Source organism: Pseudoalteromonas maricaloris, from assembly GCF_024746855.1.
Taxonomy (GTDB): Bacteria; Pseudomonadota; Gammaproteobacteria; order Enterobacterales; family Alteromonadaceae; genus Pseudoalteromonas; species Pseudoalteromonas maricaloris.
The window spans coordinates 3,427,501-3,453,363 of record NZ_CP024625.1 but is presented as its reverse complement, the minus strand read 5'-3'; the positions used below and the strand labels follow the sequence as shown (position 1 = coordinate 3,453,363).

At 43.3% G+C, this 25,863-nt stretch carries 29 protein-coding genes and 1 tRNA gene (1 of these 30 only partly in view); 22 read left to right on the top strand and 8 right to left on the bottom strand.

Going from position 1 to position 25,863, the window contains the following annotated elements; all coding sequences use genetic code 11:
* Window positions 1–65: 65 nt before the first annotated feature.
* From iscR to CTT31_RS15255, 15 genes are all read left to right on the top strand, one after another.
* The gene (iscR, locus tag CTT31_RS15325) at window positions 66–557 is read left to right on the top strand and encodes a Fe-S cluster assembly transcriptional regulator IscR (RefSeq protein WP_010378960.1); all 492 of its coding nucleotides are present in this window, start codon (window positions 66–68) and stop codon (window positions 555–557) included.
* Between the two features lie 23 nt (window positions 558–580).
* Window positions 581–1,795 (top strand): IscS subfamily cysteine desulfurase, encoded by a 1,215-nt coding sequence (locus tag CTT31_RS15320; RefSeq protein WP_010378962.1) that lies wholly within the window; start codon window positions 581–583, stop codon window positions 1,793–1,795.
* 60 nt (window positions 1,796–1,855) lie between these two features.
* Window positions 1,856–2,239: a Fe-S cluster assembly scaffold IscU gene (gene iscU / locus CTT31_RS15315; protein WP_010607219.1), complete on the top strand. Its 384-nt coding sequence runs from the start codon at window positions 1,856–1,858 to the stop codon at window positions 2,237–2,239.
* Between the two features lie 9 nt (window positions 2,240–2,248).
* Window positions 2,249–2,572 carry an iron-sulfur cluster assembly protein IscA gene (gene iscA, locus CTT31_RS15310; RefSeq protein WP_010378967.1) on the top strand — a complete coding sequence of 108 codons (324 nt, stop codon included), beginning with the start codon at window positions 2,249–2,251 and terminating at the stop codon, window positions 2,570–2,572.
* A 60-nt stretch (window positions 2,573–2,632) separates the two neighbouring features.
* Entirely contained in the window at window positions 2,633–3,157 is a 525-nt protein-coding gene (gene hscB / locus CTT31_RS15305) for a co-chaperone HscB (RefSeq protein WP_211858621.1), read from the top strand.
* Between the two features lie 41 nt (window positions 3,158–3,198).
* Window positions 3,199–5,061: a Fe-S protein assembly chaperone HscA gene (hscA, locus tag CTT31_RS15300; protein WP_211858620.1), complete on the top strand. Its 1,863-nt coding sequence runs from the start codon at window positions 3,199–3,201 to the stop codon at window positions 5,059–5,061.
* A gap of 1 nt (window position 5,062) precedes the next feature.
* Window positions 5,063–5,401: an ISC system 2Fe-2S type ferredoxin gene (fdx, locus tag CTT31_RS15295; RefSeq protein ID WP_010607222.1), complete on the top strand. Its 339-nt coding sequence runs from the start codon at window positions 5,063–5,065 to the stop codon at window positions 5,399–5,401.
* A gap of 89 nt (window positions 5,402–5,490) precedes the next feature.
* Window positions 5,491–6,924, top strand: a complete 1,434-nt coding sequence (locus CTT31_RS15290; RefSeq protein ID WP_211858619.1) for an NAD-dependent succinate-semialdehyde dehydrogenase — start codon at window positions 5,491–5,493, stop codon at window positions 6,922–6,924.
* 99 nt (window positions 6,925–7,023) lie between these two features.
* Window positions 7,024–7,905 (top strand): nucleotidyltransferase family protein, encoded by an 882-nt coding sequence (locus tag CTT31_RS15285; protein WP_069022632.1) that lies wholly within the window; start codon window positions 7,024–7,026, stop codon window positions 7,903–7,905.
* Window positions 7,906–7,951: 46 nt separating this feature from the next.
* Window positions 7,952–9,025 carry a phosphotransferase enzyme family protein gene (locus CTT31_RS15280; protein WP_045988907.1) on the top strand — a complete coding sequence of 358 codons (1,074 nt, stop codon included), beginning with the start codon at window positions 7,952–7,954 and terminating at the stop codon, window positions 9,023–9,025.
* Between the two features lie 141 nt (window positions 9,026–9,166).
* Window positions 9,167–10,543 carry a Gfo/Idh/MocA family protein gene (locus CTT31_RS15275; RefSeq protein WP_039493056.1) on the top strand — a complete coding sequence of 459 codons (1,377 nt, stop codon included), beginning with the start codon at window positions 9,167–9,169 and terminating at the stop codon, window positions 10,541–10,543.
* An 80-nt stretch (window positions 10,544–10,623) separates the two neighbouring features.
* Window positions 10,624–11,124: a nuclear transport factor 2 family protein gene (locus CTT31_RS15270; protein ID WP_260491540.1), complete on the top strand. Its 501-nt coding sequence runs from the start codon at window positions 10,624–10,626 to the stop codon at window positions 11,122–11,124.
* Window positions 11,125–11,153: 29 nt separating this feature from the next.
* Window positions 11,154–11,420: a YkoF family thiamine/hydroxymethylpyrimidine-binding protein gene (locus tag CTT31_RS15265; protein ID WP_017218496.1), complete on the top strand. Its 267-nt coding sequence runs from the start codon at window positions 11,154–11,156 to the stop codon at window positions 11,418–11,420.
* Window positions 11,420–12,040, top strand: coding sequence for a nicotinamide riboside transporter PnuC (pnuC, locus tag CTT31_RS15260; RefSeq protein ID WP_039493061.1), 621 nt, complete (start codon window positions 11,420–11,422; stop codon window positions 12,038–12,040). The genes CTT31_RS15265 and pnuC overlap by 1 nt, the downstream gene beginning before the upstream one ends.
* Window positions 12,003–12,815, top strand: coding sequence for a phosphotransferase (locus CTT31_RS15255; protein ID WP_260491539.1), 813 nt, complete (start codon window positions 12,003–12,005; stop codon window positions 12,813–12,815). Before pnuC ends, CTT31_RS15255 begins: the two co-directional genes overlap by 38 nt.
* A 66-nt stretch (window positions 12,816–12,881) precedes the next feature.
* On the opposite strand, the gene CTT31_RS15250 is transcribed toward CTT31_RS15255, so the two are convergent.
* Window positions 12,882–13,064 carry a helix-turn-helix domain-containing protein gene (locus CTT31_RS15250; protein WP_010607231.1) on the bottom strand — a complete coding sequence of 61 codons (183 nt, stop codon included), beginning with the start codon at window positions 13,062–13,064 and terminating at the stop codon, window positions 12,882–12,884.
* 197 nt (window positions 13,065–13,261) lie between these two features.
* Between CTT31_RS15250 and CTT31_RS15245 the strand changes: the two genes are divergently transcribed.
* Window positions 13,262–13,336, top strand: a tRNA-Arg gene (locus CTT31_RS15245).
* A 14-nt stretch (window positions 13,337–13,350) separates the two neighbouring features.
* Here the strand turns inward: CTT31_RS15245 and CTT31_RS15240 are convergent.
* Window positions 13,351–14,316 carry a zinc transporter ZntB gene (locus tag CTT31_RS15240; RefSeq protein ID WP_260491538.1) on the bottom strand — a complete coding sequence of 322 codons (966 nt, stop codon included), beginning with the start codon at window positions 14,314–14,316 and terminating at the stop codon, window positions 13,351–13,353.
* A 283-nt stretch (window positions 14,317–14,599) separates the two neighbouring features.
* On the opposite strand from CTT31_RS15240, the gene CTT31_RS15235 reads away from it, so the two are divergent.
* The 3 genes from CTT31_RS15235 to CTT31_RS15225 are packed head-to-tail and all read left to right on the top strand — an operon-like array spanning window position 14,600 to window position 16,951.
* On the top strand, window positions 14,600–15,034 hold the full coding sequence (locus CTT31_RS15235; RefSeq protein WP_010378990.1) for an ATP-dependent zinc protease family protein: 435 nt from the start codon (window positions 14,600–14,602) through the stop codon (window positions 15,032–15,034).
* Window positions 15,031–15,936, top strand: a complete 906-nt coding sequence (gene rimK / locus CTT31_RS15230) for a 30S ribosomal protein S6--L-glutamate ligase (protein WP_010378991.1) — start codon at window positions 15,031–15,033, stop codon at window positions 15,934–15,936. The genes CTT31_RS15235 and rimK overlap by 4 nt, the downstream gene beginning before the upstream one ends.
* Window positions 15,923–16,951 carry a succinylglutamate desuccinylase/aspartoacylase family protein gene (locus CTT31_RS15225; protein WP_010378992.1) on the top strand — a complete coding sequence of 343 codons (1,029 nt, stop codon included), beginning with the start codon at window positions 15,923–15,925 and terminating at the stop codon, window positions 16,949–16,951. The genes rimK and CTT31_RS15225 overlap by 14 nt, the downstream gene beginning before the upstream one ends.
* On the opposite strand, the gene CTT31_RS15220 is transcribed toward CTT31_RS15225, so the two are convergent.
* From CTT31_RS15220 to recQ, 4 genes are all read right to left on the bottom strand, one after another.
* Entirely contained in the window at window positions 16,941–17,504 is a 564-nt protein-coding gene (locus tag CTT31_RS15220) for a mechanosensitive ion channel domain-containing protein (protein ID WP_010378993.1), read from the bottom strand. The two genes, CTT31_RS15225 and CTT31_RS15220, sit on opposite strands and share 11 nt — an antisense overlap.
* Window positions 17,505–17,562: 58 nt before the next feature.
* Window positions 17,563–19,230: a POTRA domain-containing protein gene (locus CTT31_RS15215; protein WP_130127004.1), complete on the bottom strand. Its 1,668-nt coding sequence runs from the start codon at window positions 19,228–19,230 to the stop codon at window positions 17,563–17,565.
* A 151-nt stretch (window positions 19,231–19,381) separates the two neighbouring features.
* On the bottom strand, window positions 19,382–19,669 hold the full coding sequence (locus CTT31_RS15210; protein WP_039493070.1) for a DUF3630 family protein: 288 nt from the start codon (window positions 19,667–19,669) through the stop codon (window positions 19,382–19,384).
* On the bottom strand, window positions 19,669–21,492 hold the full coding sequence (gene recQ / locus CTT31_RS15205) for a DNA helicase RecQ (protein WP_370602703.1): 1,824 nt from the start codon (window positions 21,490–21,492) through the stop codon (window positions 19,669–19,671). Before recQ ends, CTT31_RS15210 begins: the two co-directional genes overlap by 1 nt.
* Window positions 21,493–21,676: 184 nt before the next feature.
* Between recQ and rarD the strand changes: the two genes are divergently transcribed.
* A complete protein-coding gene (gene rarD, locus CTT31_RS15200) occupies window positions 21,677–22,567 on the top strand; it encodes an EamA family transporter RarD (RefSeq protein ID WP_260491537.1) in 891 nt (296 codons plus the stop codon).
* Here the strand turns inward: rarD and CTT31_RS15195 are convergent.
* Both CTT31_RS15195 and maoP read right to left on the bottom strand, forming a co-directional pair.
* Entirely contained in the window at window positions 22,556–23,791 is a 1,236-nt protein-coding gene (locus CTT31_RS15195; protein ID WP_260491536.1) for a GGDEF domain-containing response regulator, read from the bottom strand. The two genes, rarD and CTT31_RS15195, sit on opposite strands and share 12 nt — an antisense overlap.
* 229 nt (window positions 23,792–24,020) lie before the next feature.
* A complete protein-coding gene (gene maoP / locus CTT31_RS15190) occupies window positions 24,021–24,392 on the bottom strand; it encodes a DUF413 domain-containing protein (RefSeq protein WP_010607241.1) in 372 nt (123 codons plus the stop codon).
* Between the two features lie 87 nt (window positions 24,393–24,479).
* Here maoP and CTT31_RS15185 point away from each other — a divergent pair, with 87 nt between their 5' ends.
* Entirely contained in the window at window positions 24,480–25,325 is an 846-nt protein-coding gene (locus tag CTT31_RS15185; protein WP_010607242.1) for a LysR family transcriptional regulator, read from the top strand.
* A 148-nt stretch (window positions 25,326–25,473) separates the two neighbouring features.
* Window positions 25,474–25,863: the 5' portion of a porin gene (locus CTT31_RS15180; RefSeq protein ID WP_010607243.1), read on the top strand. The gene runs 540 nt beyond the window's last position; 390 of the gene's 930 nt are visible here — the first part of the coding sequence; the start codon lies at window positions 25,474–25,476; its stop codon lies beyond the right edge, outside the window.

Below are 25,863 nucleotides of genomic sequence, written 5' to 3'. Positions count from 1 at the left end.
TAATACTTGACTATCTTAGTCAAGTAATTAAAATTTGCGGCTTGGTAAATTAGCGGGGGTTATGCATGAAACTGACATCAAAAGGCAGATACGCCGTGACAGCAATGTTAGATGTTGCGTTACACGCAAGTATTGGCCCTGTTCCACTAGCCGATATCTCTGAACGACAAGAGATTTCGCTATCTTACCTTGAACAATTATTTGCCCGTCTACGTAAACATGGCTTAGTTAGCTCTGTACGTGGTCCTGGCGGCGGCTACTTATTAGGCCGTGATGCACACACAATTTCCGTTGGTGATGTGATTAATGCAGTTGACGAGTCCGTTGACGCAACACGTTGTCACGGCGAAGGCGGCGGTTGCCAAAGCGGTATGCGCTGTCTGACTCATTCATTGTGGTCTGATTTAAGTGTGCGAATTGAAGAATTTTTAAACAGTATTTCCCTAGCCGAGTTAGTCGCCGACGCGGATGTTCAATCCGTAGCAACGCGGCAAGATAAGCACGTTAAACGTGTTATCGAGCAATTAGACAATATTCAAGTGAGCTGTCAACTCTAGGTTGACGTCAAGCGGAGAGATAAATGAAATTACCGATATATCTAGATTATGCAGCAACCGCTCCGGTTGATCAGCGTGTTGCAGACGAGATGATGCAGTGCCTGACAATGGATGGTAACTTTGGTAATCCAGCTTCTCGTTCACACCGTTTCGGTTGGCAAGCAGAAGAACTGGTTGATCAGGCGCGTAATGATATCGCTGATTTAATCAACGCTGACCCGCGTGAAATCGTTTTCACATCTGGTGCAACTGAGTCAAACAACCTTGCAATCAAAGGTGCTGCACAGTTCTATAAAAAGAAAGGTAAGCACATCATCACCGTTCGTACAGAGCACAAAGCTGTACTAGACACCTGTCGTGAGCTTGAGCGTCAAGGCTTTGAAGTGACATATATGGATGTTGAAGACAACGGCTTACTTGACTTGAAAAAGCTTGAAGCAACCATGCGTGAAGACACTGTTTTAGTGAGCGTAATGCACGTTAATAACGAGCTAGGTGTTATTCAAGATATCGCGACTATCGGTGAGATGTGTCGTGAGCGCAAGATCATGTTCCATGTTGATGCCGCGCAAAGTGCTGGCAAGGTATTAATCGACCTACAAACATTGAAAGTAGACTTTATGTCATTTTCTGGCCACAAAGTTTATGGCCCTAAAGGCATAGGTGCGTTGTACGTACGCCGTAAACCTCGCGCGCGTTTAGAAGCACAAATGCACGGTGGTGGTCATGAGCGCGGTATGCGTTCAGGTACTCTTGCTACTCACCAAATCGTGGGTATGGGCACTGCATTTAGAATTGCTAAGCAAGACTTTGAAAAAGACCATGCACACATCAGTGCGCTTCGTCAGCGTCTATTGGACGGCCTAATGGATATGGACGAAGTTTATTTTAATGGTGCTATCGACCAATCAGTACCTGGCATTGTAAACATTAGCTTCAACTTTGTTGAAGGTGAAAGTCTACTAATGGCAGTTAAAGACATTGCGGTTTCTTCAGGTTCTGCATGTACATCGGCGAGCTTAGAGCCATCTTATGTACTGCGTGCTCTAGGTCGTAACGACGAATTAGCACACAGCTCTATCCGTTTCAGTATTGGTCGTTTTACGACAGAAGAAGAGATCGATTACACCGTCAATCTTCTTAAGAATTCTATTGGTCGCTTACGTGAGATGTCACCGCTTTGGGAAATGCACCAAGATGGCATCGATTTAGATAGCGTTGAATGGGCACACCATTAAGCAAGTTTTAGCCGCTGGCTGGATACTATCCAGCCGCAAGCAGGTAGTGAGGAAATAGTTATGGCTTACAGTGATAAAGTTATCGACCACGTTGAGAATCCACGTAACGTAGGTTCTTTAGACAAGAACGATCCAAGCGTAGCAACGGGCATGGTGGGGGCACCTGCATGTGGCGACGTAATGAAACTACAAATTAAAGTGTCAAAAGAAGGCATCATCGAAGATGCGAAATTCAAGACATATGGTTGTGGTAGCGCGATTGCATCATCATCCCTTGTGACTGAGTGGGTGAAAGGTAAATCGTTAGAAGAAGCTTCCACTATCAAAAACACTGATATCAGCGCTGAGCTTGAGTTGCCACCAGTGAAAATCCACTGCTCAATTTTGGCAGAAGATGCGATTCAAGCTGCGATTGCAGATTATAAGAGTAAACAAGCGAAGTAAGAGACTATTATGGCAGTGACGTTAACAGATGCAGCCGCTAATCGCGTATTAGCCTTTTTGAGTAACCGTGGAAAAGGCATAGGGCTGCGCGTTGGTATTAAAACCACGGGCTGTTCAGGTCTTGCTTATGTTCTCGAATTTGTCGACGATTTAGATGAAGGCGATGAAGTATTTGAAGACAAAGATGTCAAAATCATCGTTGATGCAAAAAGTTTAGTTTATATCGACGGCACAGAGCTTGATTACACAAAAGAAGGTCTGAATGAAGGGTTTAAATTCAATAACCCAAATCAGAAAGACGAATGTGGCTGCGGCGAAAGCTTCACCGTATAGTTTGCAACAGTGAATAGCTTAAAGCCCTGCCTTGGTGGGGCTTTACTGTATTAGGTGCGTATGCGTTATTTTGAATTATTTGATTTACCTGTTGATTATCACGTTGATTTAAACAAACTAAATCAAGGCTATTTAGAGCTACAGCGTGCAGTTCACCCAGATAGATTTGCTGGTAGAAGTGAGCGTGAGAAGTTGCTCGCGGTACAGAAAACCGCAGAGATCAATGACGCGCTAGCGGTACTTAAACACCCAGTTAAACGCGCCGAGTATATGCTAAGCGAAAAGGGTGTAGACATACGTGCGGAGCAACAAACGTTGCAAGATCCGATGTTTTTAATGCAACAGATGGAGCTGCGCGAAGCATTAGAAGAATTGCCTGATGCGGCGGATCCTGACGGCGCGATTGCAGAGTTCGAAACACAGATTAAAGCGTTAGATACAGAGTTTAGCGCCTCCCTTGCCGAGCAGCTTCAAAGCGATGACATGAGCACATTAGAAGCCGCAGCAGACAATATTCGTAAGCTAAAGTTTGTCTACAAGTTACGCGACGAATTAGCACGTATCGAAGATGAATTATTCGATTGATGATGTATAGCATCAACAAACGTTAAAGTGAAAAGAGCATTATGGCATTATTGCAAATTGCTGAGCCGGGGCAGAGCGCGGCACCTCATGAGCATAAATTAGCGATTGGTATTGACTTAGGTACCACGAACTCTCTTGTGGCAACAGTACAAAGTGGCGAAACGAAGACCCTTAGCGATTTAATGGGTAAACCTATGCTGCCGTCGGTAGTAAGGTACACCGACTCAGAGGTTATCGTTGGTGAACAAGCCCAAGCCGCTTCTGCTGAAGACCCGACTAATACGCTTATTTCTGTAAAACGTTTTTTAGGTAAAACGCAGTCTGAAATAGAACAAAGCTATGGTCAGTTGCCTTATAACTTTGTCGATAATAACGGTTCGCTTGCTATTGAAACCGTAGCTGGCGCTGTAAGTCCAGTGCAAGCCTCCGCTGAAATTTTAAAAACATTACACCAACGTGCTATTGATAGCTTTGCTGGTGAAGATGTAATGGGCGCAGTGATCACTGTACCTGCGTATTTTGATGATGCACAAAGGCAAAGTACAAAAGACGCAGCCGAGCTTGCTGGTCTAAAAGTATTAAGACTTCTCAATGAGCCGACTGCAGCTGCGGTAGCTTACGGCCTAGACTCTGGTCAAGAAGGCGTGATTGCGGTTTATGATCTTGGTGGTGGTACGTTTGATATTTCTATTTTACGCTTAAACCAAGGAGTGTTTGAGGTATTATCAACCGGTGGTGATTCTAGCCTCGGTGGTGATGACTTTGATTCATTGTTGGTCGATTTCTTTAAACAGCAAACGCAGCTATTTGATTTAAACCCAAAAGAGCTACGCTTGTTTATCAATAAGGCAAGAGCCTGTAAAGAAGCGCTTTCAAGCTATGAAACGGTAAACGTAGAGCTACCAGTTCGCGAGCAAAAATTGGTAGTTTCGATCACGCGTCAAACATTTGCTGAAATGGCAATGCCATTGATTAAAAAGACTTTGCGCTCTTGTCGCCGCGCGTTAAAAGACGCCGATGTCACAGCAGAAGAAGTCTTACAGGTTGTAATGGTGGGTGGTTCGACTCGTATGCCGGTGGTGCGTGAAGAAGTCGGGCGTTTCTTTGCCAAAGAGCCGCTAACATCAATCGATCCAGACCGTGTAGTGGCATTAGGTGCTGCTATCCAAGCTGATATTTTAGTGGGTAACAAGCCTGACTCTGACATGTTACTGCTTGATGTATTGCCATTGTCTTTAGGCTTAGAAACTATGGGTGGATTGGTTGAAAAAATCATTCCGCGTAATACCACTATTCCTGTTGCACGCGCACAAGAGTTTACCACCTTTAAAGATGGTCAAACTGCTATGTCATTGCATGTATTGCAAGGTGAGCGTGAACTCGTTGATGATTGTCGTAGCTTGGCTAAATTTAGTCTAAAAGGCATTCCACCAATGGCGGCAGGCGCTGCGCATATTCGAGTCACTTTTAGAGTTGACGCGGATGGTCTATTGAGTGTTTCGGCTGAAGAAAAGTCGACAGGTGTGCAGGCTGAGATCCAGGTAAAACCGTCGTTTGGTTTGAGCGATGACCAAGTAGCACAAATGCTAAAAGATTCGATGAGCAATGCCAAAGAAGACATGAGCGCTCGTATGCTTAAAGAGCAGCAGGTTGAAGCACTGCGTGTGTTGGAAGCGTTAGAGGCATCGCTTGCAACGGATGGTCATCTGTTGGCAGAAGATGAGCTCAATACACTGCGTGGTGCAATGACTGAACTTGCACAAATTCGCGAAAGTGCAGACAATCCAGAGCAGATTAAAAAGGCGATCGAAGAAGTCGATCAGGCGAGTAGTGATTTTGCTTCACGCCGTATGGATGAATCAATTAAAAAGGCACTGCAAGGGCAGTCGGTAGACGAGGTGTAATATGCCACAAATTATCTTTTTACCCCATGAAGAGTTATGTCCGGAAGGTGCTGCAATCGAAGCGAAAACGGGTGAAACTGTACTCGATGTGGCGTTGAAAAACGGAATCAGTATTCCACATGCCTGTGAAAAGTCATGTGCATGTACTACGTGCCATATCGTTGTTCGTGAAGGTTTTGACTCGCTGGAAGAAAGCGATGAGTTAGAAGATGACATGCTAGATAAAGCATGGGGTCTTGAAGCTGAGTCTCGTTTGGGTTGCCAAGCGATAATTAGTGATGAAGACTTAGTGGTTGAAATTCCAAAGTACAATCTCAATATCGTTAATGAAGACCATTAAGAGCTGCTAACAACCTAGGTTGTTACTGACAAATTTAATAAAAGCCGTAGTCTTATACTACGGCTTTTTGCTTTTCTAGGAGGAACGCTATGTCACTCATCAGTAATCCCGAATTTTCACTTATCAATGGCCAAGCACATCATAGTAAAACGCATGTCGATGTGGTTAATCCTGCAACTGGAGAGCACCTTGCTCAGGTTTCGGAGGCGGATAATCAGGCAACTGATAAAGCGCTGCAAGCAGCGGCTGAAACCTTCGAAAAACTCGCTAGCACGACAGCACATGCCCGTAGTCAAGTACTTAGAAAATGGTATGAATTAGTAATAGAGCATCGTCAGGTGTTGGCTGAAATCGTCACTAAGGAACAAGGCAAACCGCTTAAGGAGGCACTTGCCGAGGCGGATTATGCTGCAGGATTTATTGAGTGGTATAGCGAAGAAGCCAAGCGCGCCTATGGTCAGGTTATTCCTAGTCATTCTCAATCTCATGAGCTAACGACTATTAGGCAAGGGGTTGGTGTTGTACTTGGGATCACACCGTGGAATTTTCCACTGGCGATGATCACCAGAAAAGTAGCACCAGCTTATGCCGCAGGCTGTAGTTTTATTTTAAAGCCTTCTGAGAAAACCCCTCTTGCGGCCATCGCCCTTGCAAAGCTGGCTATTCAGGCTGGAATGGAAGTTGGCGCTTTTCAGGTGTTAGTGACTAACGATTCTAAAGGGTTAGTAGCACATCTTACTGAGTCACCACAGGTGCGAAAACTCACGTTTACGGGGTCAACACAAGTGGGGAGTGCGTTGTTGAAGCAATGTGCCGATACGGTGAAAAGAACGTCAATGGAGCTTGGTGGTAATGCACCATTTATTGTTTTCGACAGCGCTGATGTTGAGCAAGCGGTAAGTGGCTTGATGGCCGCGAAGTTTAGAAATGCAGGACAAACTTGTGTGGCCGCAAATCGTGTGTTTGTTGCGAAAGGTATCGCGGCAGAGCTACTCAATACGCTCACTCAGCAGGTAAGCACGCTCACCTTGGGAAATGGCTTAGAGCAAGGTGTTGATATTGGTCCACTCATTTCACTTGAGGCCAAACAAAAAGCACAGCAGTTGTTGGAAGATGCGTTAGCTAAAGGTGCGAGCATCGCTTATCAAGGCGATAAACAAAACGGCCAATTTATGGCACCAGTAGTTATCACGGGTGTAAATAGCACCATGCGGATCTTCCATGAAGAAATTTTTGCACCGATTGTCAGCATTATTGATTTTGAGAGTGAAGATGATGTGGTAAGAATGGCAAACTCTGTGCCAGAAGGGCTTGCTGCTTATTTTTATTCGAATGATGGCAATCAAATAAGGCGAGTAAGTCATGCGCTTGAGTATGGCATGGTTGGGATTAATGAAGGGATCATATCCAATCCTGTAGCGCCTTTCGGTGGTGTGAAGTTTTCAGGTCTTGGCCGAGAAGGAGCACAGGAAGGACTGCTTGAATACCAAGAAATAAAATACTTATGCCAAAAGTTTAGCTAGTTCACACTAATTGCGAGGACGCCTTTCCTCGCAATTGCTTTTATTCTGTGCAAAAGCTCAGTACACTTACCCGCTTATTTGAGTTTTGATATTTTTTCAATGATAGGAATCGAACACCCCCCTAAGCTGATCATTTTGGCAGGTGGATTAGGAAGCCGCTTTGGTGGTAATAAGCAGGTTGCTGAGCTGCCAAGTATCGATAAAAGCATTATGGAATTGAGCATAATTGATGCGCATCATGCTGGTGTGCGCGATGTTATTTTGATCATCAATGATAAAGTGCGAAGTCTAATCGAAAATGTGATATTGCCACGATTGCCAAAGGCGCTGAACATTACTTTAGTGCAGCAGCGGCTTAGCGATATTCCGAATGAATTTATCGACTGTTTGGCAGGGCGAGAAAAACCATGGGGCACAGGACATGCACTGTTGTGTGCAAAACCATACGTTGATAAGCCTGCGATAGTTATTACGGCGGATGATTATTACGGGCCTGATGCATTTGAGCAGCTTGTTGAACATTTTCAGCATCATAGCAATATGGCGATGGTCGCATACCCAATTATAAATACCTTATCAGATCAAGGTGGAGTAAACCGTGGCGTTTGTCAGGTACAAGCGCAACAACTACACTCGGTTGAAGAGGCATTAGATATTCGCTTTGAAAACGGCGAGTTGTCAGGTGATATTGCAGGTAAGCGGTGTAAGATAGCAAGCTCTGCGCTGGCTTCGATGACCTGCTGGGGGGTGACACCGTCACTTTTTGATTCATTAGAAGTCGGGTTTAACGCGTTTTTAAGGAATTATGACAACGGTGTCAAAAAAGAGTATTATCTGCCGGATTGTATCCAACATAGTATCAATAAGGGCCTACAAACCGTGTCGGTCTACCAAGCTAAATCACATTGGTACGGTATAACTTATAAGAGCGAACTAGACATTGTCGCGAGAAAGATTTATGAAGCACGTCAGGGAAGATAATCATCTCCACACAATTACATCCGACTTAACTCCTTTTGAGGTGAATATGGAGTATCAAGCCGTTGCGCAACAACTTGCTGATGAGTACGGTCTCATTAGTGAAGAAGCTAAAATGAAGCCGATCGGTAGTGGTCATATCAACACGACTATGCTGTTGCAGGACAACCACAAAACCATGGTAGTACAAAAGCTAAATACCACGGTGTTTCCAAACCCTTTACACCTTGTTGAAAATGCGCGAGCGATTGAACAGCACTTAACAGCAAAAGCCTTAAATGGTGAATATAGTCTCGCTATCATTAAGCATCTAGCGACGAGTTCAGGCCAATATTTAGTCGATATTAATGACGAAGTTTGGCGTGCGCTTGCATTTATTGGCCGCAGTTATAGCGAAGACGTAGTGGCAAACGAACAACAAGCATTAACGGCTGCAAATGCCTTCGGGCAGTTTGCACATGCGCTAAATGACTTTGATGCGGCGCAGTTACATCATGTCATTCCAAACTTTCATAACTTGGCGATGCGTATTGACGCATTTAACCAAGTACTAGCGAAAGATGAGCATGGTCGCGCGGAAAAGTGCAGTGATGTTATCGCCGCTTTTCAGCAGCAATTTGCACTTGCAGAAGAATTGCAGCAGGCACAAAAACAAGTACCACTTAGAGCTTGCCACAACGATACCAAAATCAACAACATGCTGTTTTCAACACAGAGTGATGCAGCACGAGCCGTTATCGACTTAGATACTTGTATGCCGGGTAACTGGTTGTTTGATTTTGGCGATATGGTGCGCACCTTCTGTTCACCAGAAGCTGAAGACTCTACGAACTTGAGTAATGTGCAGGTAAGAGAAAATATCTTTGCTGCGTTGGCACAAGGGTATATTGAACCGTTACAAGACAGTGTGACTGAAGCAGAAAAAGACAGTTTTATTCTTGGCGCCAAAGTGATGCCATTCATGATAGGTCTGCGATTTTTAACAGATCACTTAGATGGAGATAATTATTTTGCAACCCACAGAGCCAATCATAATCTTGACCGTGCGAAGAACCAGTTTGCGTTGTATTCCAGTGTGCTAGAAAAAGAGGATTGTCTGAATAATATTATCAGAGCAATTTAACGATTTAGTATATTTTAAGAAAAAGCGCTTCAAGCGCTTTTTTTGCGGCTTTATCGCAATGTTTTGAACCTAAGATTGGGATAGGTTAGCTTGATAGCGAGCAGTATTAGTGCTGTTAAGAAGTATCGTTTAGGAGTAAGAATGAAAAATATAAACCGCCGCGACTTTTTAAAAGCCGCAGGAGCGGCAGCGGCTGCGAGTGTAGTAGCTGGGTGCGCAAGCTCGAATCAAAATAATAGCATTGTACCTAAGCAACAAGGCCGCTCTGTCATTGGGCTCGTAGCACCAAAAATGGACGTGGTTCGGGTAGGTTTTATTGGGGTTGGCCAACGTGGCTATGGTCATGTAAAGCGCATGAGTCACATCGATGGTGCACGTATTGTCGCGATTTGTGATACCCATGATGAAGTGCTTGAAAAATCGGCTGACTATCTTGTGCGCGAGCGAGGTTTGCCGAAACCTGCGCTGTATCGTGGTGGTGACTTAGCTTATCAAGAAATGCTAAATCGGGACGATATTGACATCGTTATCATTTCAACGCCTTGGAAATGGCACGCGCCGATGGCAATTGATACCATGAATAGTGGTAAGCACGCGTTTGTTGAAGTGCCTTTAGCGTTGACCGTTGAAGAAATGTGGCAGATAGTCGACACCGCAGAGCGCACGCAAAAGAACTGTATGATGATGGAAAATGTCAATTACGGTCGCGATGAGTTGATGGTACTGAATATGGTTCGCCAAGGTGTATTCGGTGAGTTATTGCATGGTGAAGCTGCATATATTCATGAGCTACGTTGGCAAATGAAGGAAATTGAGCACAAGACCGGCTCATGGCGTACACACTGGCATACTAAGCGAGATGGTAACCTATATCCAACTCATGGTTTAGGTCCAGTATCTCAGTACATGAATATTAACCGAGGTGATCGTTTTGATTACTTAACTTCTATGAGTTCTCCCGCCCTAGGTCGTGCAGCCTATGCAAAACGCGAATTTCCGGCAGATCATGAGCGCAATCAACTACATTATATTGCGGGTGATATGAATACCACGATGATTAAGACCATCAAAGGACGCAGTATCATGGTACAACATGATACGACCACGCCTAGGCCTTATTCTCGTCACAATCTTATTCAAGGAACTAATGGGGTCTTTGCTGGTTTCCCTAATCGTATCGCGTTAGAGCAAGGCGGTGCTAAGAGTTTCCATGAATGGGATTACGAAATGGATCCATGGTACAAACAATACGACCATCCGCTTTGGACGAAAATGGGTGAAGAAGCACAGCGCAATGGTGGTCATGGTGGTATGGACTTTTTAATGTTCTGGCGCATGATCTATTGCCTGCGCAATGGTGAAGCGCTAGATCAAGACGTATACGACGGTGCAGCTTGGTCGGTAATTTCTCCGTTATCGGCTCAGTCAGTGGCTAATCGCAGTGAATCATTGAGTATTCCAGACTTTACCCGTGGAGCGTGGAAAACCGCTAAACCATTGGGTATAGTGACAGTATAAAAATACACATTTTATCATCGTCGAATTAAGCGCTACAGGCGCTTTTTTTATACTCGATTAATACGGCTTTTGGAGTGGCTATGATGCGCTATCGGTTCTTGTTATTCTTTATATTAATACTGAGTGGTTGTAGTAACTCGGTTAATATCAGTAAGAAAGATACATTCATCAGCCATGCCGATGCTTACTTTAATACCTATGCTCAGAGGCAGAACTTTACTCAGTTTATCGAGTTCTATGCCGAAGATGCCGTGCTGGAAGATATGGTTTTTGGCCATAAGGCACAAGGTAAAGATCAGATTACGGCTTTTTTAAATTGGTCTGCTGGGAATTTTGCTGTGCTGGATGAACAACCCGTCTTAGTGGTAGAAGATAAGATAGTCGATAGCACGACTAGAACTGTGGTTGCTAGAGGCGTTTTTAATCGCTTTAATTATGCGTCACGCGAGTTAGGGCCTTGGCGATTTCTGATAGTGCTAAAGTTTGACGAAAAAGGTAAAATTATCTATCAGCAAGATTGGATTAACTATACCCCAAAATCGGATTTTACCGGTGGGGAAAATCTAAACCAGCAATATTAATAATCGGCTGCCATTTGTAAGGAGCGCCCATGCAAGTTTCTGTTGAAATAAGCAAGTACCCACTGCACCAAGACTATATCCCTTTTATTAAAGGTTTTATTGATAGGCTGAATGAGCATGAAGGGATCAAGGTGATCACAAACACGATGTCAACTCAGGTCTTTGGTGAATTTGATTTAGTGACTTCAGTATTGAATCAAGAAATGAAACACTCATTTGAAGCTTACGGAAAATGTATTTTTGTTTGTAAGTTTATCTCAGGCGATTTATCTCCAGCTGATAGTGCCTGCGATTAATGGACTGGTTTACTGAAACCTTTGCAGGGTTCACTGCGATGTCGAGTTGGGAGTATATCGCTGTGGTGCTGGCTGTAGCCTATTTACTGCTGGCAATTCGAGAGAATATTTGGTGTTGGCCTGTGGCCTTTATTAACACCTTCATCTATACCGTGCTGTACTGGAACGGAGCACTAGTGATGGAATCACTGCTGCACTTTTACTATATGGTCATGGCCGTTGTTGGCTGGTGGATGTGGCGTCAGGGTGACAAAAACAAGCCCAGTGATATTGTTTCTTGGTCGTTATCAAAACATCTTTCAATCATTGTTATCACTTCAGTTGTTTCCGTTGTGCTCGGGTATTTCACCAAGCATTATATGGCAGCAGATCTCGCCTATTTAGATAGCTTTACCACGTGCTTTGCGGTGGTGACGACCTATTTAGTGGCTAAGAAAATTCTTGAAAACTGGTTATATTGGGTCGTGATTGATGCAGCCTCCATCTACCTTTATTACCTTAAAGGTTTCTATCCTACGCTGGTACTATTTATTTTCTACACCTTGATGGCGTGTTGGGGCTACAAGCGTTGGTACGAAGAATATGAAGCTAAGCAAGGAAAGACGCTTGCAGCACTCTGAGCTTGAAAAATTAAAAGTAAAGGTGGATACCGTATTCAAGGTTTCAGCTGAGCGATTAGAAAAGCTAACTAAAGGTGTGAGTAACAATAATTACCTGATGGTGAGTAAGGGCGAAAGCTACCTATTAAAATGCTATAGCCATGGTATTCCTACTGAGGCATTAAAGGCACAGAATAAGTTAGCACAGCAAGGCATTACTTCTAAAGTACTGCAGTACGACCTACGCACTCGTATGGCACTGTTCACCTTTATGCCAGAAGTGTGTGCTGAGCCAAAGTTAAATACTGCGTTGTTAGCACAAGTTATTCAGGTGCATAGCTTAGAGCTTGAAGTATACGAGGTGCTGGACCTAGTCGGTTATGTTCAGGCTATTGATGAGAAATTGCGTCACTTAGTTGATATCGAATGGCTTATCGAAAGCTTAGCTTCTTTACCCGTGGATCAGGCGTTTTGCCATAATGACTTAGTCATGAGCAATATTATTCAAAGCCCAGAAGGGATTCGGTTAATCGACTTTGAGTATGCTTGTCATAGTGACATCTTTTTTGATTTAGCAGCGCTGGTGTGTAGTTTTAGCTGTGGTGTTGAAGCAGCACTTACGATAGTTGAGTCTTACTTTTCTCTAAAGCGGCAAGCAATGCCTTCATACGCTCAAGCTAAACTGACGGTATTTTGCCAAATTTATTTGATTGTTAGCATCCAATGGTACGAGCAGCGCGGCGTAAGGATAGAAGCCGAAAAGCTTAGGCAGTTACTGAAGCAGTGGATACCGTAGCTACAAGCTGAGCCAGTAGTATGTGATATTCCTTGATCACATTACTGGCCATCACTATTGGGTAGTTTAAATCCCACCCAGTCGCTGTGCTAGCTCTTTGTATTTTTCAACATCGGCTTTGTCAAAGATAGGTTCGCCATTGGCATCAGTGTCTTTGGCGACTAGCAAGTTTTCTCGTGCGAGGCGTCTTACGCGCTCAACCTTTACGTCAAGAAACTCTGCAACTTGCTCTGTTGTCATCGGTGTCATATTTGGGATCCTCAATGATGTATCGCGATATTTCTGAACGGGCAGCAATATCAGTCTATTTTATTATTTTCAAAGCATAGTTGAATAACTGGTTTTTTGCCCAAAGTACAGCTTTTTTTAAAAAATAGGTTACTAATTAGTCATATAGCAAACATTGTCTGGCAATTGCCTGCACTTAGCATTATTATATTGCCGACGCTCTCGTGGTGAAATGGATATCACGTAGCCCTCCGGAGGCTGAGTTCTAGGTTCGATCCCTAGCGAGAGCGCCAATGCTCACTCCTACTTACAACCAGCCTTTGCGTTTAAAGTACACGCCAATACCGCCAGTTAGTACCACCAACATAATAACAAAAAAGGCAAATGCGCCATCCCATTCAGTGCCAGGAATACCGCCAATATTCACCCCTAACAAGCCTGTTAAAAATCCAAGTGGTAAGAATAACGCTGCAACGACGGACATCACGTACATTCTTTGGTTTAATTGTTCATTTTGATGGTTGGTGATCGCATTTTGGATCACTTGTGCACGCTCAATCGCTGCCTCTAATTCTTCGATATATCGACTTAAGGCATTGCTCGCCTCTTCAATCATGTGTCGATGATCTTCATCTAGCCAAGCAATCTTTGCCAATAGCAGTTCGCTAATAGCAAGCTTTTGTGGCTTAAGATAGCGTTTTAAACCAATGGTTTGTCTTCTTAATGTTGAAAGTTGCTGATAGTTTGGCAGCTGCTCACTGCTTTCCATCGCGTCTTCAAATTCATCAAGCTGTTCTTCTATTTGCCAGATGATGTCTTGCATTCGCACAGAAAGTCGCATCACCAATGTAGACAGTAACTCACCGATACTTTTTGCGCCTTGACCCTTTTTAAGCGATGCCAGCATATCTTGGGCAGACATAATATGGCGCTTACGACAGGTGATAAGTAGTTTATCGTTTGCAAAACAGCGAATAGAAACCATGTCTTCAGGGCTTTGCTTGGGGTTAAGGTTCACGCCACGCAAGAACACTAGCAAACCTTCATCGCCATTAGCCGTTCTCGGACGAGTTTCATCTGCGGTTAGCGCTTCTCTTTCCCAGTCATCCAAAAACGTTTGCTGCTTCAGCCATTCGGTCGTTTCGTCGAAGCTGTAGTCAAAATGGAGCCAAAGTGGCTCCTTGTGAATTACGGATTTTACTTCACTCAGATCGCAAAGTAGCCTACCGCCACCTTGACCGTCGAGCACAAACGCATGGAGTAATCCAGTCATAGCTAATTCCTATTAAAAAGTTCGTCCCAAGACTGACATAGATAATTTAATTTTCAAATTCCTTTAGGACCTAAAATCTTGGCGATGAAATAAATTATTTGAATACTCTATTTTACTTTAGCTCAGTATAGGGCTTTACCTTGAAAAATGTGTAAGTGGTGTTACTGTAAGTTAAGGTGCTCGGCTTAACAGAGCGTTTTTATCTTTAGGATAAATTTATTTTGTTTTTCAAGTGACTTGAATCAGCGTATAAGTCCGAACTCATTTTGTACGAGAGCATAATATGATCACAGTTGGTTGGAGAGAGTGGCTTTCCTTACCCGATTTAGGTATCGAAAAAATCAAAGCGAAAGTAGATACTGGAGCAAGAACATCATGTCTGCATGCCTTTAAGGTTGAGCCTTTCAAAACAGAACAAGATGAACTTTGGGTAAGGTTTTGGATCCATCCCAAACAAGACAACACCGACTATGAAGTCTGTAGTGAAGCAAAAGTAGTAGATGAGCGCGTTGTTACCGATTCGGGCGGTCATAAAGAACTACGTTATGTGATAGAAACAAATTTAACTATCGGCAACCAGGCTTGGCCAATTGAAATCACGCTAAGCAATAGAGAAACAATGAAATTTAGAATGTTACTGGGTCGTACGGCGATGCGAGGCCGCATCCTTGTTGATCCAGAACAGTCATATTTAAGTAATAAAACGGATAAATCATGAAAATTGGCATTCTTTCAAGGAATCAATCTTTATATTCAACACGTCGTTTAATTGAAGCAGCAGAGCAGCGTGGGCACGAAGTAGAGGTTATTGACGCGCTACGTTGTTATATGAATATCAATAGTAGTGAGCCTGAAATTCACTTTAAGGGTCAGCAGTTGAGCGGCTTTGATGCGATTGTTCCGCGAATTGGTGCCTCTGTGACGTTTTATGGTTGTGCGGTACTCAGACAGTTTGAAATGATGGGGGTTTACCCATTGAATGAGTCTGTTGCAATCACTCGCTCAAGAGATAAGTTACGTTCATTACAGTTACTGTCAAGAAAAGGCGTAGGTATGCCAATCACAGGCTTTGCTAGTAAGCCTGATGACGTTAAAGACTTACTGGAAATGGTTGGTGGCACACCGGTTGTGATCAAGCTACTAGAAGGCACACAAGGTATTGGTGTGGTGTTAGCTGAGACACGAAAAGCGGCGGAAAGCGTTATCGAAGCATTTATGGGCTTAAAAGCCAACATCATGGTGCAAGAGTATATTAAAGAAGCTGGTGGTGCGGACATTCGCTGTTTCGTTATCGGCGACCGTGTCATTGCCGCGATGAAGCGTCAAGCGCAAGAGGGCGAATTCCGTTCAAATCTGCATCGTGGTGGTTCTGCGACATTGGTAAAAATCACTCCGGAAGAGCGCCGCACTGCAATTGCTGCAGCAAAAGCCATGGGCCTAAATGTTGCCGGTGTAGATTTATTGCGTTCAGAGCGTGGTCCTTTGGTGATGGAAGTGAACTCATCTCCGGGCCTTGAGGGCATTGAAAAGGCAACAGGTAAAGACATTGCTAGCTTGATCATCTCCTTTATCGAGAAGAATGCAGCGGCGAAAAGGACTGCTACACGTGGCAAAGGTTAAAATCAACCAACCCTTTACGTTATTAGATACACGAGTGGGTGTTGCTGAAAGGCAGACTGTCCAGTTGGAAGTGGCCAAGCTCTACACCCACACACCAATGACTATTCCGATTGAAGTCGTTAATGGCGCAGAGGCCGGACCGGTACTTTTGGTCTGTGCCGCAATTCATGGTGATGAATTAAATGGCGTCGAGGTCGTGCGCCAGCTATTAAGTAAAGTCGATGCGGCAACGCTACGTGGCACCTTGATAGCGGTGCCTATCGTAAATATCTTTGGCTTTATTCATAAGTCTCGCTATTTACCTGATAGACGAGACCTAAACCGCTGTTTTCCAGGTTCTGAGCAAGGCTCGTTAGGGGCTCGAATGGCATCTATGTTTTTCGATTTGGTGGTAAAAAAATGCACCCATATTATCGATTTACATACCGGCGCGATTCATCGCTCTAATTTACCGCAGATCCGTGGTGACTTGTCCTGCGAAATGACCAAAGAAATGGCGATGGCGTTTGGTACGCCGGTTGCGATAGATGCGCGACTGCGTAACGGCTCGTTGCGAAGTGAAGCGGCGGGATTGGACATTCCTGTTATCACCTATGAGGCGGGAGAAGCGTTGCGGTTTGACTCATTGGCCATTGCTGCTGGATTGCAAGGGGTTGAAAATGTCATGCGTAAACTCAGAATGTTGCGTGGACGTCGCAGGAAGCAACGTCATGACGCAGTTATCGCGGCTGCAACAAGTTGGGTGCGTGCAGACGTTGATGGTATTGTTCGAGCACAAGTTAACTTGGGGGAACGCGTATCAAAAGGTCAAATCTTGGCTTATATAGACAGTCCATTAGGTCAAAGCGAAGAAGCAATTATCGCGCCTCGTAGTGGGATAGTGATTGGTCAACAAATGCTACCTTTGGTGAATGAAGGAGACGCAGTTTTTCATTTGGCTTACTTTGCACATGCAAATAGCATTGTTGAACAACAGCTAGAAACTTTTATTGACGATATAGGCCCTATTTCTTAGGGCCTAATGTTCTTCTTGGTGTTGGAACCTGTTTAGGTTTAGCTGGTTCCTGACTAAGCACCATAACGGGTCGAGTAACAAACAAGTTGTTAGGATATACGACCTTATGGCCGTCAACATGGCGCAGTACTACACTCATCAATCCCATCTCTACAATGCAGCCTTCAACAAAGTTTGCACCGTCGACAATTCTTACCCAATTCCCAACGCGATAATCGTTTTGAATAAACATAAGTAAAAACGAAGTCAGATTGGAAAGTAATGACCAACCGGCAAACATGGCAACACCAAGCATCGCAAATAACGATGAACCAAGCACCAGTAAACCACGAAGTTCTATGCCCCAGAATACGAGCATAAAACAGACGAATACAAAGGCAACGAGTACACGAACGAGTAAGTCGGCACGTTGTTTACGATGAGAGTCTATTTTTCCGCGTGTTACTTTTTCTAAGAGTTTGCAACATGCTTTCATCAATAGTGGGAAGGATAATAGCGCCACCAAAGTTACAATTAGCTTGTATTGACTGAGTGCGAAATCTAACAAATGCAAAGTCGTATCCTAAGAAATTTTTTCTGCTTTATATCATGTTTATAGTTGTGCGACACCGTTAAAAGCGATTTTTTACCGTTAATAGCCACTGTACGCTATCGACGTTATCCGGGCCATTAATTGGCGCGGCCAAATCTATATGAACCATGATATCTGAATTGGCTCGGCTAGGCGCTAAACGTAAACCAATGCCGACATTTTTTAGGACAGATTCATCTGCTTCAATCGGCAGATGAGAGTGGTACGCGCGCCCTACATCAAAAAAAGCCGCACCGCCAATTTTGAATAGGCGCAGTAAGTCATATTCCCAGTAATATCGCTTTTCGATATTGAGTAGCATACTGCGGCTACCTTGTTGATATTTTATTGGGTATCCGCGAAGCCCGGTTTCCCCCCCTAACGTAATTTGATTATCAAAGGTCAGGTTATTTCCATAGGTATAGCTTGCATTGATAAACCAAGACTCATACAAGCTGGTATTTAAATAGTATTGAAAGGTCGTTTTCGCTATTAGGTTTTCGGTTTTATCTGTGTCTTTGTTCCAGTTGCCACTAACATCAAAATAAAAACGCCATAAGCTGTGATCTGAGGTGTAGTGCGCTGTATTGGCAGAAAATGAATAGACAAGACGCTCAGTATCGTCACTCCAAGATTCGGCTGAATAGCCAAATAGAGCATTAATATTCCAACCTAAATTAAGATCCTCTGTACGATAAATCGAGTCGAAATTGCGTACCTTTACATAGGAATCTTCAAACCACTGAGCTTGAACATAAGGGTAGGTGAGCGTTCTATCTTGTGCAATGGGTAAAGTGGTATCAGCTATCTCACGGAACGTATGTTGCTCATGTCTAACGCCTGCGATGAGACGACGAGTCCAACTGCCCGATAGCGCTTTTGAGTGTCCGAAGTAGACTTGCGTGACATCCGTGGATTGACTGAACTCTGAGATTGTTTCACCTTCAGAATATATGGGTTCTTCGCGTTTGTCTGAATAACTTGTAAAACCATAACTATATGGAGTATCGGTTGCAAAAAATGGATAGCTCACATCAATATAGTGGCGTTCACCATCGTCATTATCTGAATATTCTACGCGACCACGATATCTTGAGTTTAAAATATTAGGGTCATCATAGACAAACTGATAACCAGAGCGGTCGACCTCTTGTATGTGGGTAAAAGAAAGGCGCTTTCCCCAGCCAAATAAATTACTTTCTCTAAACCCAATTCGAGAAGTATTTTCCCCACCACTACGACTAAAACTTAAATCGGGCAATAGTGTCCAAAGATCCCGCGTTACAACCGTAACTAAAATATCACCATCACAGTTTTCCACGGCATAGATACGAGCATCATATAGGTATGATTGATTGCGAAGGAGTCGCTCGGATTCACTGAGTTTTCTTGGGTTGTAAGCATCCCCTTCCTGAAATAGGAGCACGCTTTTTAATACTTCGGGCTTGGTTTGAATATGATAACGGTTGGCAAATCGGAATAGGGCATTGTCTTCTTCAGGTTTATCGGTATCGAAAACATTAAGTTGTTTTAGAGTGATAGCGACGACCTTTTTACCTTCTGCAGGCTCAGGATAGGCTTGTTTGCTGTCTAGCTGGCGTGAAAGATTTTGGTCGCTTTGTGCTTCAACTCGGTTATTACCACAGCTATTAGCAAAATCAACAGCAGGCACTTTTTCAGCTTGCGCAGCTGCATTTAGGCTACACATTAGCACAATACTATTACACGAAATCCTCTTTACATTCATCACAGAGCCTTTAAGTCTAATATTCCTTTAGTATGGATTATATTGTTGCAGCTTGCTTTAGTTCTGCAACAAAAGTAATAATATTTATAGACTTAAAGAGCTTTATGTGGACTTAACGAGAAAGTTGTTGGCGTAGGAAAGGTAGGAGCTCTAAGGCATCAACGCCATCAGGAGCTATCCACACACTTTCACTGTAATGTTCAAAATTTAAATTAAAATTACAGCTTTTATATGAAAAACGCCACTGATGTCTATCCGCGCCAGCAGAGAATTCAATTAATTGAATCTCATCTTGATGTAAGAATATTTGCCCCCAAAGTTCAAATTCATCGTCTTGAGGTGTAATTTCACAGCTGACGATAATCACCTCGTGTGAATTATCCAAAGTGAGTGTAGTCATTATTCTCTTTCCAAATAATTGCGAATGAGCTGCATGAAAGGGGCACCGTACTTGCTGAGCTTAGTAAAACCGACACCAGATACTTGCAAAAACTCACTATCAGTTGTTGGCGTTCTTTGTGCCATTTCAGCCAACGTTCGGTCGTTAAATACAACATACGGCGGTACATCATCTTCATCTGCGAGCTGCTTTCTGAGTGCACGAAGCTTAGCAAATAGTTTCTTATCGTAATTAAACTGAGCCAGTTTATCTTGATAGACATGCTTAGCTACAAGTCTTGGTTCTGCGAGTTGTAGCACATATTCGCCGCGAAGTACGGCGCGGGCGGCTTCTGTTAATCTAAGCGTTGCGCCTTGAGTAATATCTTGACTCAATAAACCATGATGGATCAATTGACGTAATATACTCAGCCAAAATTCATTGCTGTGCTCTTTCCCGATCCCATAGGTTGAGAGGGTATGGTGGTTTTGTTCTCTGATCCTTGCGGTATTTGCCCCACGCAAAATATCCACAATGTAACCAATGCCAAAGCGTTGCTCTGCGCGGTATACGCACGATAACGCTTGTTGGGCAACTAATGTGCCATCAAATTGTTTCGGTGGATTAAGGCAAATATCACAGTTACCGCATGCTTCACGTTGATATTCGCTGAAGTAATTGAGCAAAATTTGACGACGACAGGTTTGCGCTTCAGCAAAACTCGACATCGCCTGAAAGCGCTGCTCTTCGACCTTACGACGTTGCTCGTCTGGAATATCTTCAAAAAAGCGTCTAACGCGGGGAATATCTGCAGGATCAAAGTACATAACGGCTTCAGCTGCTAAACTATCTCGCCCTGCACGGCCGGTTTCTTGATAATACGCTTCTACACTTTTAGGAATATCATAGTGAACCACAAATCGCACGTTGGGTTTATTGATCCCCATCCCAAAAGCAACGGTTGCAACTACGATTTGAATGTCATCTCGGGCGAAGCGGTTTTGTACAAACTGGCGCTGATCATTATCTAGACCTGCGTGATAACCTGCAGCATTGAACCCAGCATCAATCAGCTTTTCGGCAATATCATCAACACGTTTACGGCTACCACAGTAGATTATGCCACTTTGCCCCTTTTGCTCTTTTAAATAGCGGATCAATTGAGGCAGGGGTTTGAACTTTTCTTCGATGGTGTAACGAATATTGGGTCTGTCAAAGCTACCGGTATAGATAAATGGTGCTTGCATACCTAATTGCTGGACAATATCTTTTCGTGTTGCTAAATCAGCCGTTGCGGTTAATGCCATCATCGGAACAGACGGAAAATGTTGACGTAATTCTTTTAAACGAAAATAGTGCGGTCTAAAGTCATGTCCCCAATGGGATACACAATGGGCTTCATCAATGGCAAACAAACTGATGTTACAGTTGGATATGCGTTCAATAAAGTCTCGTTGTAAGGCCTTTTCTGGTGCAACGTACAACAGCTTTAAACGACCTTGGAAAAGCGCGTCATAGGTATCTCGTTGCTGCTCCCAAGCGACGCTGTTGTTGATATATTCTGCGGCTATGCCTTGTGCTTTTAACTGCGCGACCTGATCTTGCATTAATGAGATAAGTGGCGATATAACAATTGTCACGCCTGACAATAATACTGCTGGGACTTGGTAACAGAGTGATTTACCGCCGCCGGTAGGCAGTAGTACAAGCGTATCCTGACCAGCTAAGCTAGACTGAATAATATCAAGCTGACCATCTCTAAACGTACTGTAGCCAAACACATCTTTCAGTACTGAATGAGGGTCGTTAATTGGGGTGCTTACGAGGGTATCCATCGGCGTCATTTTAGAGCTTTTTTTGAACCTTGTCTTTGCTTTTTATCTAATCTTAAGAGACTTGAATAAGTTTTGAGCACTTGTCGGATTTAAACTTTGTGATTGTGAATTCATCGAACTTTCATCGCCGTGATTAGTAAAAATGAGTATAATGATTGACCTCTTAGTTGATCCCTCCAAAGGTTAAACGCCCGTGATTGAAGAACAAAAGAAAGGCCACTTACTCGCTGTACTCGCCTTTTTTATGTGGGGACTTGCACCCATCTATTTTAAGCAACTCGTCCATGTCGACGCGATTGAGATACTCATTCATCGCGTTGTGTGGTCTGTATTTTTTATTGCACTAATTGTACTGGCAAGACAGCAATGGCCCAAAATTAAGGTCATACTGGCTAATCCTAAGTTGCTGGCGATGTTGACCCTCACTGCGTTGCTGTTGGGTTTTAACTGGGGTTTATTTATTTGGTCAGTGAATAACGGCTTTATGTTAGACGCGAGTTTGGGTTATTACATCAACCCATTACTTAACGTGCTATTGGGAATGCTGTTCTTATCGGAAAGGTTGAGAACGGCGCAAAAGTTTGCTGTGCTATTAGCGATAGTGGGTGTGGTATTACAGTTAATTAGTTTTGGCTCATTCCCTGTCATTGCGTTTTCACTGGCGGGATCGTTTGCGATATATGGATTGTTACGTAAGACTTTAGCGGTTGAATCGCTTCCGGGATTGCTGGTGGAAGCCCTTATTCTCACCCCAATTGCACTGGCTTATTGGTGGTGGGTTGAGCCGAGTGCCACAAGCAACCTTTGGAATAATGATTGGTATACCAACACGCTATTGATAAGTGCAGGTGTGGTGACAACTTTGCCTTTGTTATGCTTTACCGCAGCAGCAAAACGGATACCCTACACGACACTTGGCTTTTTTCAATATATCGGGCCGAGCTTAATGTTCATATTGGCGGTACTCTTTTATGGGGAAGCCTTTGATGCAGAACGAGCAATAACGTTTGCCTTTATTTGGGGCGCGCTGGTGATGTTTAGCTTTGATTCTTATCGAGATAAAAGAAAGCGCTTAGTGAACTAAGCGGTTTCTTCCCGAAGCTTTCGCCTGATATAAACGCTCATCGGCTTGTTTTATCAGGCTTTCTATGTCCGTAGTCACCTGAGCGGCAAGTCCCATTGAAACGGTAAATGAGATCTGCTGTTCAGTCAGTTCGTTACTACTTTGCTCTAAATATTCCCTAAAGCACTCCAGTCTTTCTTTGCAATGATCAGCCACCGTATCTTTAAAATATATCGCAAACTCTTCGCCGCCTAATCGAGCGACTAAATCATTGGGAAAGTATTGAGCAAACGCTTGGCCAATTGACTCAAGCACTGCATCGCCGCCTTCATGGCCATATTTGTCATTTACTTGCTTAAAATGATCTATATCTATCATAGCGATCAGCCCGTAGAGCTCCTTTTTATGTCTTGCTTTTAGGCTTTTCTTTACGGTATCGAAAAAGTAGCGTCGATTTGGCAAGCTGGTTAGATAGTCTGTATTTGCTTGTCGGCGTATCGTTTGAATATGTTCTAGCATATCGACGTTCTGGCTAAGACGGCAGTAAAACTCTTCAGCGTTAAAGGGTTTTCTGAGGTAGTCATTAGCACCATTTTTCAAAAATCGTGTAGATAAATTTTCGGTTTCAACTCCAGATATACCAATTATCGCTTTATCATCATCAGTGTAGAGTCGCCTAATTTCGATACATAACTCTTCGCCTCGCATATTTGGCATTTCATTGTCGGTAATGATCACTGAAATATCTGGATTGTCTTTTAATACCGCGAGTGCCTCTATGCCATCACAGGCTTCTAGTACCTGATATTTATGGCGAGTGAGGAGTGCTGAGACATAGTGTCTCGACGAAATAGAGTCGTCCACAACCAGTACTCTGACATTTTCATTTCTTGGCAGGCGTTCTAATTGGCGACGTAAATAATGATAGGCTTGTTTATTTTCCTTGGTGATATAGTCGATGATGGGGTATTGCTCAACGATTGAGCGAGTCTGACTTTCAAGATTACCAGTCATCACTATGGTAGGTATATCAGCTTCAACCGTGCAAGGAATAGCTTCTCCAAGTGGCGCATCAGGTAACACAAAATCTACCACGGCACAAAAATAGTCGTGCTGTGATAATAATGCTTTGGCTTCAGCCAAAGACTCTGCAATATCTACATGATATCCCACAGTGGTTGCAATATGCTTTTGCACCTTCGCAATGGTGGGGGTGTCTTCAATGATTAAGATTTTCCGTAACACAACCTTCGCCAATCATTTCCTGTTTTACTAATTCTTAACCTAACTGCGCTTAATTGCAATGCTTGTGCTAATAAACAGATAACGACTAAGAACAAAATACGAGAAAGATAGGGGGTGATGAGGTAATCGAGATTGAAATGGGATTGATAATAGAAGTGCTTAGACACCAACGACAGAAATAAGGTTACTCTGTTGGCGTCTAAGCTTGATAGGATTTAGACGATTTCGCTTATAGCTCGTCGTCAATATCTACCGGGATCACCACGCTACCATCGTTTTGAACTTTAGAGCGTCCAAATAGCGTGTGAAACTTTGTCTTACACGTAGTATGCTTCAAATATTTGGTCCAGGCTTTTTCTACAGCGTTAGTTGGAGGAATTAACCCTTCCATTACCTGAACAAACTGGGATTGGAAACTGTTTTGAGGTTCTTCTGCTTTGCTGTATAAGCTTCTTAATGTGGCACCACAGCGTTCAAGAATTTCGGCTTCTTGTAGCGTGAAGTGACCACTGCGTCCGAATCCTCTAGGGAAGTTGGCGTCATCATAAAAGGCTCTGGGGCTTGCAAATGCATTTTTCAAAGTCGCTAAATTATGATCCATAACTGAGTCCTCTAAGATTATCTGGCTGGAGTATGGACCAAGTTTTATAATTTTTTAAACGAGTAATTTTTATCGTCAGGAAGAAAAATGGACATAGATCTATTAAAAACTTTTGTCGAAGTTGTCAAAACCCGTCACTTCGGTCGAGCGGCAGAAAATTTATACATCACTCAGTCAGCTGTAAGTTTTAGGATCCGTCAGCTTGAGCAAAGTTTAGGAGTGAATCTTTTTATTCGCCAGCGTAACAATATTCAGTTAACTGCGCCAGGTGAAAGGTTGTTACCACACGCCAAAATGATCTTAACTGGGATGCAGCGCGCCAAAGTCGATGTTGCGCTTGCAAACAATATGCACAAGCAATTGTCATTGAGCGGCACGGCTAATATTTGGGACGCATTTTTACAATTCGGGATTAACCATATTGTATCTGCTATGCCCGGAGTATCGCTTGTTGCTGAAGTGAAAGCACAGCAAGAAAGCACGCGACTATTATTAGAGCGAACACTGGACCTTGCTGTACTATTCGATCCGCCAAAAGTGGATGAACTGGTTGTTAAGCCGATCAGCGATCTTGCTATTATTCCTGTAAGCACTTTTGATAACGCAACAAAGGAAGACTTTTTTGACAACCAGTATGTTTATGTTGATTGGGGAACTGCTTTTTCTCTATGGCATGCAAAACAGTTCACTGGCGCAACCCCTCCTTATTTTAGAACCAGCACCGGCAGAATAGCACTCGATCTTATTCTTCAGTGTGGTGGCTCTGCATTTGTGCCAGAAGCGTTAGCGTTAGAGTCCATTGAGGCTGGAAGGTTGACTCAAGTTGATGAAGTAGAAAGTAACTCAAGAGAGATATTTGTGGCATATCACAAAGACAACGACCAACTAGAGCAAATAGAAACCATCGTAAATTTACTGGGGGCGGTGAAGTAATTCTTATAATGAATCTTTTGTGACGCATTTCTTAAAGTTGGGTGTCATTTTATTTTCAGAAATATTTTATGTGTAATATTTTTGTCATTTACCAGTGTCAAACTGCGCGTGTTTTGAAAATACGTGTTGCGATATTGAGGAAATACACATGAAACTAACTAAGACTGCTTTAGCGCTATCATTACTAAGTGCATTCACTTTTCAAGCAAACGCTGAAGTAGATGTTTATGGTAAAGCGAATGTATCGGTACAATCTTCTGACGATGGTGCAGGTTCAGTTACTGAAATTAAAAGTAACGCCTCTCGCTTTGGTTTCAAAGGTTCTGAGAAATTAGACTCTGGTTTAGAAGTTATTTATAAGCTTGAGTTCCAAGTAGATGTTTCTGACGCTGATTCAAAAGGTGATAAAGACAATATTACTGCACGTAATCAGTACGTGGGTTTAAAAGGTAACTTCGGTGAAGTGGTTATCGGCCGTAATGACACAGCATTAAAACAGTCTCAAGGTAAGTTAGACCAGTTCAACGACCTTGAGGGT

Excerpts from the sequence above, each read along its gene's own strand:
- iscR (WP_010378960.1), top strand. The coding sequence starts at position 66 with ATGAAACTGACATCAAAAGGCAGATACGCCGTGACAGCAATGTTAGAT.
- CTT31_RS15320 (WP_010378962.1), top strand. The coding sequence starts at position 581 with ATGAAATTACCGATATATCTAGATTATGCAGCAACCGCTCCGGTTGAT.
- iscU (WP_010607219.1), top strand. The coding sequence starts at position 1,856 with ATGGCTTACAGTGATAAAGTTATCGACCACGTTGAGAATCCACGTAAC.
- iscA (WP_010378967.1), top strand. The coding sequence starts at position 2,249 with ATGGCAGTGACGTTAACAGATGCAGCCGCTAATCGCGTATTAGCCTTT.
- hscB (WP_211858621.1), top strand. The coding sequence starts at position 2,633 with ATGCGTTATTTTGAATTATTTGATTTACCTGTTGATTATCACGTTGAT.
- hscA (WP_211858620.1), top strand. The coding sequence starts at position 3,199 with ATGGCATTATTGCAAATTGCTGAGCCGGGGCAGAGCGCGGCACCTCAT.
- fdx (WP_010607222.1), top strand. The coding sequence starts at position 5,063 with ATGCCACAAATTATCTTTTTACCCCATGAAGAGTTATGTCCGGAAGGT.
- CTT31_RS15290 (WP_211858619.1), top strand. The coding sequence starts at position 5,491 with ATGTCACTCATCAGTAATCCCGAATTTTCACTTATCAATGGCCAAGCA.
- CTT31_RS15285 (WP_069022632.1), top strand. The coding sequence starts at position 7,024 with ATGATAGGAATCGAACACCCCCCTAAGCTGATCATTTTGGCAGGTGGA.
- CTT31_RS15280 (WP_045988907.1), top strand. The coding sequence starts at position 7,952 with ATGGAGTATCAAGCCGTTGCGCAACAACTTGCTGATGAGTACGGTCTC.
- CTT31_RS15275 (WP_039493056.1), top strand. The coding sequence starts at position 9,167 with ATGAAAAATATAAACCGCCGCGACTTTTTAAAAGCCGCAGGAGCGGCA.
- CTT31_RS15270 (WP_260491540.1), top strand. The coding sequence starts at position 10,624 with ATGATGCGCTATCGGTTCTTGTTATTCTTTATATTAATACTGAGTGGT.
- CTT31_RS15265 (WP_017218496.1), top strand. The coding sequence starts at position 11,154 with ATGCAAGTTTCTGTTGAAATAAGCAAGTACCCACTGCACCAAGACTAT.
- pnuC (WP_039493061.1), top strand. The coding sequence starts at position 11,420 with ATGGACTGGTTTACTGAAACCTTTGCAGGGTTCACTGCGATGTCGAGT.
- CTT31_RS15255 (WP_260491539.1), top strand. The coding sequence starts at position 12,003 with ATGAAGCTAAGCAAGGAAAGACGCTTGCAGCACTCTGAGCTTGAAAAA.
- CTT31_RS15250 (WP_010607231.1), bottom strand. The coding sequence starts at position 13,064 with ATGACACCGATGACAACAGAGCAAGTTGCAGAGTTTCTTGACGTAAAG.
- CTT31_RS15240 (WP_260491538.1), bottom strand. The coding sequence starts at position 14,316 with ATGACTGGATTACTCCATGCGTTTGTGCTCGACGGTCAAGGTGGCGGT.
- CTT31_RS15235 (WP_010378990.1), top strand. The coding sequence starts at position 14,600 with ATGATCACAGTTGGTTGGAGAGAGTGGCTTTCCTTACCCGATTTAGGT.
- rimK (WP_010378991.1), top strand. The coding sequence starts at position 15,031 with ATGAAAATTGGCATTCTTTCAAGGAATCAATCTTTATATTCAACACGT.
- CTT31_RS15215 (WP_130127004.1), bottom strand. The coding sequence starts at position 19,230 with ATGTGTAGCCTAAATGCAGCTGCGCAAGCTGAAAAAGTGCCTGCTGTT.
- CTT31_RS15210 (WP_039493070.1), bottom strand. The coding sequence starts at position 19,669 with ATGACTACACTCACTTTGGATAATTCACACGAGGTGATTATCGTCAGC.
- recQ (WP_370602703.1), bottom strand. The coding sequence starts at position 21,492 with ATGACGCCGATGGATACCCTCGTAAGCACCCCAATTAACGACCCTCAT.
- maoP (WP_010607241.1), bottom strand. The coding sequence starts at position 24,392 with ATGGATCATAATTTAGCGACTTTGAAAAATGCATTTGCAAGCCCCAGA.
- CTT31_RS15185 (WP_010607242.1), top strand. The coding sequence starts at position 24,480 with ATGGACATAGATCTATTAAAAACTTTTGTCGAAGTTGTCAAAACCCGT.